This is a genomic window from Cerasicoccus arenae, from assembly GCF_014651635.1.
GTDB lineage: Bacteria > Verrucomicrobiota > Verrucomicrobiia > Opitutales > Cerasicoccaceae > Cerasicoccus > Cerasicoccus arenae.
The window spans coordinates 216,686-227,180 of record NZ_BMXG01000005.1 but is presented as its reverse complement, the minus strand read 5'-3'; the positions used below and the strand labels follow the sequence as shown (position 1 = coordinate 227,180).

Annotated in this window: 9 protein-coding genes; 3 read left to right on the top strand and 6 right to left on the bottom strand. The window is 50.8% G+C overall.

The features are described from left to right. From IE065_RS05895 to IE065_RS18255, 5 genes are all read right to left on the bottom strand, one after another. A partial coding sequence (locus tag IE065_RS05895; protein WP_189512833.1) for a hypothetical protein occupies positions 1 to 223 on the bottom strand: 223 nt, incomplete at its 3' end. Then, positions 204 to 2,297 (bottom strand): ArnT family glycosyltransferase, encoded by a 2,094-nt coding sequence (locus IE065_RS05890; RefSeq protein ID WP_189512830.1) that lies wholly within the window; start codon positions 2,295 to 2,297, stop codon positions 204 to 206. The genes IE065_RS05890 and IE065_RS05895, both read right to left, overlap by 20 nt. Continuing rightward, the gene (locus IE065_RS05885) at positions 2,294 to 3,283 is read right to left on the bottom strand and encodes a glycosyltransferase family 2 protein (RefSeq protein WP_189512828.1); all 990 of its coding nucleotides are present in this window, start codon (positions 3,281 to 3,283) and stop codon (positions 2,294 to 2,296) included. The genes IE065_RS05890 and IE065_RS05885 overlap by 4 nt, the downstream gene beginning before the upstream one ends. Positions 3,284 to 3,290: 7 nt before the next feature. Further along, a complete protein-coding gene (locus IE065_RS05880) occupies positions 3,291 to 5,189 on the bottom strand; it encodes a glycosyltransferase family 39 protein (RefSeq protein ID WP_189512826.1) in 1,899 nt (632 codons plus the stop codon). Between the two features lie 96 nt (positions 5,190 to 5,285). Further along, on the bottom strand, positions 5,286 to 5,630 hold the full coding sequence (locus IE065_RS18255; RefSeq protein WP_189512824.1) for a type II secretion system protein: 345 nt from the start codon (positions 5,628 to 5,630) through the stop codon (positions 5,286 to 5,288). Positions 5,631 to 6,055: 425 nt separating this feature from the next. Between IE065_RS18255 and hemH the strand changes: the two genes are divergently transcribed. From hemH to hemA, 3 genes are all read left to right on the top strand, one after another. After that, positions 6,056 to 7,075, top strand: coding sequence for a ferrochelatase (hemH, locus tag IE065_RS05870; protein ID WP_189512822.1), 1,020 nt, complete (start codon positions 6,056 to 6,058; stop codon positions 7,073 to 7,075). Positions 7,076 to 7,157: 82 nt separating this feature from the next. Next, a complete protein-coding gene (locus tag IE065_RS05865; RefSeq protein ID WP_189512820.1) occupies positions 7,158 to 8,015 on the top strand; it encodes a cytochrome C assembly family protein in 858 nt (285 codons plus the stop codon). Then, positions 8,002 to 9,027, top strand: coding sequence for a glutamyl-tRNA reductase (gene hemA, locus IE065_RS05860; protein ID WP_189512818.1), 1,026 nt, complete (start codon positions 8,002 to 8,004; stop codon positions 9,025 to 9,027). The genes IE065_RS05865 and hemA overlap by 14 nt, the downstream gene beginning before the upstream one ends. Positions 9,028 to 9,127: 100 nt before the next feature. On the opposite strand, the gene IE065_RS05855 is transcribed toward hemA, so the two are convergent. After that, positions 9,128 to 10,495 (bottom strand): TIR domain-containing protein, encoded by a 1,368-nt coding sequence (locus IE065_RS05855; RefSeq protein ID WP_189512816.1) that lies wholly within the window; start codon positions 10,493 to 10,495, stop codon positions 9,128 to 9,130.

Below are 10,495 nucleotides of genomic sequence, written 5' to 3'. Positions count from 1 at the left end.
CATAAAACCCAGGGTAATGGTCAGTAGCCGAACGCAGCTCAATCGCCCGTTCGTTCTCACCGGAAACCAGGGCCTCGTAGTAGGCGAGCTTAGAGTCCCCCCCCCCCCAGCGAAAAAATTCGTCCCAGCTAATCCCGTAATCCTCGAACGTCAGGGCAATAACCACCGTGAATAGCGCCAATAGCGCCACTGCACTGACGGCGCTATTGATTGGGCGATGCATTTTTTTCAAGTTGTTCGGCAAGGAATCGGCATTGATCGAATAATTTTCTCGTAGGAAAATCGTCCGGAAAACCAATTTCAGGCATGATCAGCATTTCCTTCACGTCGTCCTCAGTTAGACGGAAAATGAAAATCGTATTACCCAACACCACTTCAGGTTCTCGGGTCAGAAGATGCAATCGTAAGCGCCAGGCACGGTAATGCTCGAAGTTCCGCATTTTGTTATACCATTTCTTCGGGCCTTCGCGGTTCACAAAAGCCAACGCCGATTGCAGATTAGGTGACGCCTTGATGAGGCGGCTCATCTCAGAAATCAAAAAGAGATAGCTGGATTCATACTTCTGATCCCAATTGGAATAGATGGGGTCGTAAACGCCTTGGAGCATTGTCGCGCTGATCGCAAATAGACCAGGCTCAAGTCGAGTAACATCATAAGACTCGCGATTGAAGAGCCCGCGGCTTTCCCAGTAGCGAGCATCCATCTGGAGATAAGTGACACTCGACCACCCGAAGTAAGACAGCGTCACGGTGTCTCGATCTGCCCCGGAGTTGTTCTCCTTTAGCCAATCGTCGAGCAGGTAGAGGTCCTGTCCCCAATCCAATGAGCTGTCCACCAACAAAACGTGGCCATTTTCCGGTCCCCCCACCAAGCGATTGAAAAACGTCAGATAATGCGGAAACGCACTGATTGACTCCACGCAATAGCCAGCAATCAGCACCAGCAGTAAAGCCATTGTGGGCGCGCCGCGCGTCCGTGCAACTCGCCAAAGGCCACCTAGCAGGACAAACAGCACGATGTATATGGGCAAGATGTGCCGATGGCCAATGTTGAGCGTCGTGGTCAGTGCCACCCCACCGTAAACCAAGGCCATCACAATCAGTGGCACCCAGCCCGGCAGGGTCTTACTCCGCCGTAACCAGCGCCTCTTGTTCTTATCCAACAACAGTATGACTAGCAACAGAAGTAGGATCGCCAGCAAGGCCGTGGGGCTTTTCACCAAAAAAGAAACCAAGAAGAAATACCACCAGCCGGTCGAGCTGTATTGCCCCGCCAAAAAGGCGTCACGCGATTCACTGTGTTTGATTACGTGCGCGAAGCCATAGACGTAGGACTCAGGCAAAAGGTGATACTCCCGCGCCAAGTCGATGCCCGCGCCAATCAGTTCATTGTCCGGCTGAAGCTTTTCCCATGATTCAAAAAACTGCCCATAGTGTAGGTCGTCATTAAAGGCGGTGTAGCGGAAACCATAAAAGCTCCAAAGCACAATCCATGCAATCAAGCCCGTGGCAACCAGCGCACCAATCATCGCGCCCAATCGAGATGTCCAGCCTTGCAGCACGCGTTCTCCCCGCAAAAGCAGCGGCGTCTCCTTCGTGTAATATAATTGTGCGGCAACGAGCAGCAGGACCATTGGGACCATCAGCACCGCGTAATATTTCGACACGGCCAACAAACCAAACGCGACACCGGTTAGCCCAATCGACAACCAGGAGATCCGCTTCAGCAGCCACGACAACGCCCAGATAGCCCCGAGAAAGGCACCCGCGCCCAGAACATCAGAAGTGACCAAGCGACCGTGCGCGAGGAAGTCGGGATTAAAGCAATACAGGGTTAGCGCAAGCGCTCCACCACCATAGCCCCACAATCGACGAGCATAGAAGAAGACTAGTAACCCAATCAGCATCGCGGCCACGACCATCATTGCTCGGGCAGTGAACAGCATCCAATAAGGATCGTTTCCAATAACATAAAAAAATATCCATTCCAGATCCCAAACGTTCCCCGTCTTCCAGAAGGTATGATCGTGGGTAAACTGGTTTATGGGCTGAAAAAGCAGCGGGATCGCAGCGATGCGCTGAGGAAAATTGCCGTTTTCCGGTTGGAGCCGGTAGTCATTCGATTGCCAATAGCTGTAGCCCGCCGTCAGGTGAATGCCCTCATCAAAGGTGGGTGCCTTATTCACCGCACTGTAGAGTGCGCACAGACCAAAGACGCCCAGTAGTCCGACGACCAACAGTGCACGCAGCAAACGCATCGGCTCCACCAGCCGTGCGGGTTGCCTAGACTCGCTCATTTGCGAGGTTCCTCGCCGCTGCGGATTGAGACGCTCCCCTCGTCAGACGCAAAACCATGGGTCGCGCGCACAATAAAAAACGGCCGATTTTTGACCTCGTCATAGATCCGCCCTACGTATTCACCGACCAGCCCCAAGCCGATCAAGTTGAATCCACCCAGCACCAAAATAAGTGTAACCAACGTGGTGAAACCCGTGTCAGCGATTTCGATGCCCAAGAGACGCTTCGTAATGAAATAGCCCGCTAAAAGAAAGCCTGCTAACGCAATGACCAAGCCCAGACAGGTCATCATACGAAGAGGCTGGTAGGAAAAACTGAAGATAGAATCTAACGCATAAGAAATCAATCGCCTCAGACTTTGCTTCGGGGTGCCAGCGGCGCGCTCCTCACGATCATAGAGTACTTCCTGACGATGAAAGCCGAGCCAGTCACGCAAACCTGGAAAGAATCGGTGTCGCTCCGAAAGGCGTTGAAAATGCTGAGCAACGCGGCGATCCATCAACCCAAATACGCCAGTATTCGCGGACGAGGGCAAACTCCCAAAGCGTTCCAAGAATAAATGAAAAAAGCCAAAGGCCAAACGACGCCAGCCCGTTTCTGCCCGAGTGCGACGACGCGCTACCACAATCTCCGCGCCTTTCCTCCAAGCAGCCATCATCTCGTCCAACAACTCAGGTGGGTCCTGCAAATCTGCATCCAAAACGGCCACCGCTTGCCCGCTGGCAAAGCTAATACCCGCCGTAATCGCCGACTGATGGCCGAAGTTACGTGAAAGCTCGACAAGGATGATTCGGGAGTCTTCTTGTCCCCATTGCTGAATCATTTCTCGGGAACGGTCATCACTGCCATCATCCACCAAGATCGCTCGCCAGCGAGTCGATGCCTTATCCAGAGCCGCAGTCAATCGTTTGCGAAGCTCCGGCAAGACGTCTTCTTCGTTAAAAACGGGGATCACTACATCCAACTCGAAATCAGTCTGGTCCATCGAGAATTTATGGCAAAAGTCGAGCCAAGCGCTTTTGCTGTAAGCGCATGAAGTCCAGTTGTTCTGAACGAGTCTCCCCTTCATCTGCTTTCATTTCAAAGCGCTCTTTGATCCAGTCTGGTTCTTCAGCCTTGATATCCACCACTTCAGAAATACGGATGAAGATCACGTTATTGAAGGTCTTCTGGGTCATCGGCTCGAGTACGAAATCATCGTCTAGTCGGGCAAAGCGCCCACCTCTCAATACTCCATCAGAAAAGTCCTTCACGAAACCTTCTACCACGTAGATGTGATCGAAGGTCTTATTATTCAGGTGGAACTTCAAAAGTTCCTTTTTCTCGATTGCCCGTGCCTGAGTAATGGCGGGTACTTCATGCGTCACCCAGAGACCGGGTATGTCGATAAAGAGGTTATACTCGCCCTCATGCTCACGAATCACCTCACGTTTCCAATTGGTTACCGCGCCAGGGTCATAGCCCTTGGTAAACATGTCTTTGGAATAACGCGGTGCCACTTCCACAATTAGCGCGAGGCAGGTTAACGCAAAAACCCAAGGAAATATTTTGGCTGCACGCTTGAGTGAACCCAGAGACGCCACGCCGGGAAAAATCATCAACACCACAATTGGCAAGGCCAAACGCCGCGTCATGTTATCGTCGAAATCCCAGAAATAAAGAAGAAGAAGGCCCAGTAGCATCAGCACCCCTAAACTCGTAAAGGCCAACGCTAAATATTCCGCCTTGATCGGAGACTTTTCCCGCGCCTTTCGCAGCAACAGCACCAAAAAGAGGATCATGCCAATGAGTCCAAAAGTCGAAAGAAAAACGGACACTGGCTGCTCGTGACCCGTATCAAAGAACATCGATACACACTGGCCTAGATTACGTGGCAGAAACTCCAGTGAAAAGGGGGAAGCCGCCTCTTTGGACCCCAGTTGCCAAGTATTTTCCGGATCGATTTCAAACACCCGATACAACATCGGGACTGGCACCAGCAGAATAGGCGTCAGGAAAAATCCTCGGGAAAAGATTACCCCGCGCGAGCGATACCAACCCGTCATGATCACCAAGGCCACTGGCAGGATGAACAAGACCGATTCATAGCGTACATTGGCGAGAATCACCGCCGATAGACACAAAACGCTCAATAAACCTGGGCTGGGTTCTCGCAGATAAAGACATGAGGCCAGGAAGACCACCAATATCATTACAACATTCAAGGCTTCAAAACCACCGCCATGACAGCACTGGTTAAACATCGGAAAACAGGCCAGCAGAAGCATCGCCAACAATCCGCCGCGGGCATTCGAAACCAACACGCCCAGCACGTAAGACAGAATCAGCGCTACGGGAATCAGCGTCAGGTTGAGCGCAAAAGCATTCTCCGGCCGATAACCCGTGAAATCATGGATCAATGAGACCAGAAAGGGGTAAAAGAGCGGCCGCTTGTCGACAAAACCATCCAACGGCAAAAACACGCCATTAAGCTCGTAACCCCGCAGAATCGACATCGCCTGCTTGTCCAAGTGCAGATACATGGACGTACCGAGCAGGTTGATTTCGTCCATGATAACCTTGTAACCCACTTCCTGACTGGTCCACAGATAAATACTGAGCACACCGAGCACCGCACAGAACTTCCAATTGAAATATTGGCGAAGCCAGGGAAGTAAGTCCGCCCAGCGTGCACGGGTCACGCAGTAGGTTTCCCAAATAAAGGCCAGCAAGATCGCCAGCATGAAATAGTAGCCCCAATGCTTGATCAGGCCAACTGAACGCATCGCGCTGTAATGGAAGAAGCCGAAGTAAACAGCAAACGCTCCCAGGGCGATAAAGAGCAACAACTTTAGCCGCTTATCCCGCGACTGCAGCACGTCACCTCCAATTTGAAAAAGAGTGGAAATCATGGAATGCCAACACATTGGAGAATCATCCCAGCGCTGTCACTAAACAAAACGAGCCGCCCCGAAGGACGGCTCGTCGAAAAGCAAATTCTTTACGAATTAGTAGGTGAAGACCACTTCCATACCACCGGAAGTCGAAGCAGTGATGGTGCCACCGTTTTCGCCAACGATGATGCTGGTGTAAGTTTCGTCAGCAACATTCTGGATCGCTGCGAAGTAGTCACCTTCGAGCAAGGTGTAAGTAACTTGAGTAACACCTTCTTCAAGGATGTACTGCTGACCAGCGGAAGCAATTTGACGAAGGTTGTTGGTGATCGCCTTTTCGCGGGACTGTTCACGAACCTTTTGGAACGCAGGAATCGCCATAGCAGCCAAGAGGCCGATGATGACAACCACGATCATAATTTCAACGAGTGTAAAACCCTTCTTGGATTGAGTATTCATGATATTCAGGTGTTGTATGATTATTTATTTGGAAAGCCACCAGTCGAAAAGAATGGCAACGGTGTAGATAAAATAGATTTATTCCCTTAGATCAAGCTTTTAAAAAAGACCGAATCAATCTTTAGCGGTTTTACACTTTACTAACCAATAGCTTATGAAATCGACGGTTAATCAATAATTTTCCATCTATAAACTCAATAACATTACCGATACATTCAATCGGGAGATTCCATTTAGATAAGTTGGCTTCCCACTACAATAATCGAAAAATGTATCGAAAGATCGAATAAACTCCAAAACACTGTGCTGTGAGCCGGCCACGCCCATCTTGCGAATCCTCATTTATGAAACTCTGCTAAGGAACGCACAGGACGTAACATAGCATTCGAGGTTGATTCCTAGAATACACGTGCTTCATTCAAGCCATGGCAAAACTTGGCGTTCTATTGCTCAACCTAGGCTCCCCGGCCTCGACCGCAGTCCCCGACGTGCGGGAATACCTCAAGGAATTCCTTCTGGATGAGCGGGTCATTGACTCCCCCCCCCTAGTCCGCAATGCAATTGTCCGCGGACTCATCTTACCTACGCGCCCCCCCAAAACCGCCGCAGCCTACCAGCGCATCTGGACGCCCGAAGGCTCACCGCTCGTCACGGTAAGCGAGAAACAGCGTGATCTCGTCGCAGCTGGGCGGGACATACCCATAGCGCTGGCCATGCGTTATGGTGAGCCTGCCATCGCTAAGGTCATCGGCAAGCTCATCGCCCAAGACGTTGACCGGCTCTTCGTTATGCCGCTCTATCCGCACTATGCCATGAGCAGCTACGAAACCGTCGTGGTGCGCGTAATGGAAGAGATCGCCGCCCAAAAACCCGCCATGGACGTCACCCTGCTCCAGCCATTTTATCAGGACGAAGACTACATCGAAGCCATGGTCGCCAACGCCAAACCCTATTTTGACCAAGGCTACGACCATATTCTCTTCTCTTACCACGGCATTCCCGAACGCCATTTGCGCAAAGGAGACCCTTCGCACGCTCACTGTCTGGCCCGCCCAGACTGCTGTGAGAGCTGTCACCCCGCACACCACACCTGCTATCGGCATCAGTGCTTTGCAACCACGCGCGCCATCGTGGCCAAAGCTGGCATCCCAGCGGAAAAACACAGTGTTTCTTTCCAGTCTCGCCTAGGACGCGATCCCTGGCTTAAGCCTTACACCGATTTTGTTTTGGAAGAGCTTCCAGCTAAAGGCGTTAAGAAACTTTTGGTCATGTGCCCGGCCTTCACCACAGACTGCCTCGAAACGCTGGAAGAAATTTCCATGGAGGGCAAAGAATCCTTCCTTAAAGCTGGCGGCCAGGAATTCGCCCAGATCCCTTGCCTCAACGCCTCCCCCCCCCTCATCAAATTCCTCAACGGGCGCATCGACCAGTGGATTGCACAATGAAGTGCGCAAAGTCCTTGAGTTTAATGATTCCCAGTGCGGAAATTCCTAATTCCGCAATTGGCAAACCGCATTCCTCACTCGAATGAACTTCTGGCAAGATCGTGCATTAACGGGCACTGGCTGTGTATTCTACGGCTTGGCGTTTCTTTTTGCGTTGATTCCGCTGCTCCGACGCAAGGAGTATCCTCATTTGCTATTCTTGGCGCTGCTGATCGGCGGTTTTGTCTTCCAAAGCTTCGGGCTGTATGTACGCGGGCTGGAAGTCCACGCTATCCCGCTGACGAACACTTTTGAGGTCTTCCAAGTCCTTGCTTGGGCCTCTGTCGCACTCAACTTCATTCTGCGGCAGATGTTCCAATTACGCCTGCTTAACTTCTTTTCCTCGGCCTTTGGCTTTGGTCTGTCCTTTGTCTCGCTGGCCGTGGCTAGTTGGGATGACGAAGGGCCACCGCTGGAAATCACTGGCAGCCCCTGGGTCGGTTTTCACGCGGTGCTCGCAATCTTCAGCTACGGCGTCTTTGCCGTTTTGGCGCTGACATCGCTCATGTATTTGCTCCAAGACAGAGCATTGGCCCGCAAGCAGACTGGCGGCTGGTTTAGCATGCTCCCTGCAATTCGCCAATTGGAGGTCATTAACGCCAAACTCATTTCCCTCGGCGTCTCGCTACTGACAATTGCCGTGGCCATTGGTTTCCTCAACTGGGCGCAGGCACCTGGAGCAGTGGGCTTCGTCAAGCTCACCATTGCAATGGGCGTCTGGCTAGCCTACCTGATCACCATGCTCCAGCGCCAGCGCAAGAAGCTCGTGGCGAGGCACTTTGCGCGAATGTGCTTGGCGCTCTTTATTGTCGCGCTGATTTCTCTCTGGCCACTAACGCACCGCACTGCGGCACTGCCTATTGCTCACGGCGTGGATTACCTCGACGATGCACACCATTAAAGGCAAAGCGCTGTTCGTTTTGGGCAGTTCGCATCGCACCGCGTCAATTGAGGTACGAGAACGGCTGGCGCTCGACGTCGTGCGCGCCCAACAGCTCGCGCAACTGCTGCGAGCCCAGCAATCAGTCGACGAATGCCTGATCCTGAACACCTGCAACCGAGTCGAAATCTATGGCGTCGCGAGCGGTGAATTGCGTACACCGCTGCTCAACCAACTATCCACCCTCCATGGTATGCCCGTTACCGAGCTCGAAATGCACAGCTACTGGCTAACGGGGGAGGAGGCCGTGCGCCACGCCTTCGAAGTCGCCTCTGGACTCGATTCACAAATGGTTGGCGAAAATGAGATCCTCGGACAGCTCAAGGAGGCCTACGCCCAAGCAGCTGGCCAGAAGCACACTGGCCAAGTCCTCAACCGCGTTTTCCAGAAAAGTTTCCAAGCCGCCAAATGGGTGCGCACCCATACCGGCGTCAGCAAAGGCCAGGTAAGCATTGGCAATGTCGCGACGGAGCTTGCTCTGCGTGTCTGTGGCGATCTTGCTGAGGCACAGGTCGTCTTGCTCGGCTCTGGTGAGGTCGGAGAAAAAACAACGCAGGCACTGGTTAGTCGTGGCGCTGAGCGCATTATCGTCGCTGGCCGCAACCTCGAACGTGCCCGCACCTTGGCCGACCAGTTTACCGGTGCCGCCGCCAGCCTCGACAAACTCCCCCAACTGCTCATCCATGCGGATATCGTTATTGGTGCCACCGCATCTTCCCAACCGCTTATCACCGCAGAGCTGCTCACGCCGATCATGAAAAATCGACCCACCCAGCCGCTCATCGCGATAGACACCGCCCTACCCCGCGATATCGACCCTGTCGTAGACGAAATCTCCAACGTCTATCTCTACAACCTCGATCATCTCGCCCAAATTGCTAACGAAAATCTCCGCGCCCGCGAAGCCGAAGTCGCCACCGCCCGCCAATCCCTCCTCGAACGAGCCCGCCGCCTCTGGGAAGCGTTACGGTGAGTGTAGCCTTCAAAGCCATTTCTCAACGCAGATGCTTCAATTGTGGGCCGTGAAAGAGTTACAAAATTTATGTTTGGTTCATTTCTTGGGAATCATCATTCTAGGATGATACGTCAGCCAATCTATGTGCGTATGCCCCAAGGCAATGGGAATAAATGCTGTTCATTTTCTTTAATTCGACTTCCATCTCAACAGAAGTCATAGTGTCTTTGTTTTTTTCAATTTTAAAATACACATTAGCCCAATCGTGAAACCATTTCAGTAAATCCGAGGCTTGGCCTTCCTGAAACAGACTTAGAATAATATCAGGATTGGTTATTCCTCTGGCCGCAGAATCCGCATGTATTTTCTTGAAATCTATTACAATTCGCTCATGCAAATCAGCCCTTTCTTTAACCTGCCCTTCAGTTAGCTCGTTTATATTATGCCTTTCAATACCTGCCAAATTAGATACATCCGGAAGATAACGATCTAAGATTCGCCACTTCATATGGAAACACAAAGTCAAAAGATGGAACAAAACATCCAAATCAGATTGGCCCTTTCCATATTTCGAGAATCCGGTTTCCACTGGAAAATAAATCAACTCATATTCAATTTCCCCCGACTGATATTTAAACAATTCACTAACTACTGGCGTGTAGTAATTCATATTCTTATTGTCAGGATACAATATAAATGCCGACTGGGTTTCCTCTGCTTTTATGAGCTTTCGCATAAGAAAAGCAGACTGGGGCAACCATGATTTCTGAACTTCATTCATTGAATTAACCATATCCCCAAAGCACCCTTCCCAAATGGCGCTATTTTGCGTCAACTTAAGCCCGTGTATATCGGCAGCGTTTCTGTTTAATACAACGCTCATGCTTGATGGCATTTCCTCTCTTTCCAACATTGAAACCTCATCCCGATTCAGGCGAAAATATGCTTTAGGCACCAAGACAAAAGGATCAGGTTTAGATCGAAGAATCTCCCAAAGCCTTGATGACTCACGATCCAGCTCGAAATCGTCGTCACCAATGTATCGATTAAATCCTAGCGAACGCTCATTAACAGCGCCATCCTTTGGAGTTGAGAGCACAAATCGCAGAAAATCCTTACATCCGGATTTTGTTGTGGGAAATTGCTGTAGATTTTGAAAGAAATTCTTCCGATTTCCATCCTCATGGATAACTATCCTTAACTTACTGCTATCATCTTTATAAAGCGTATCAAATGCTGAAATTTCTTGCACGATAAAATCTGTATCCTGATTGCTAGATTGAGACATTAACGCGATCAACCAATCCGCATTTTTAATCTTTTCCTGCACTAAATTAGCCCAATCCGCACCGGGGTTTACATCCGAAGATGAAGCAAAAAAATCAAATCGATCAGGGGCAAGCCTCCCCATGTTTTTTTGAAAATCTGACGCCAACCGCCGTTGATTATGCTTATGGCTAATAAATATTTTAATTCGATCATTCAT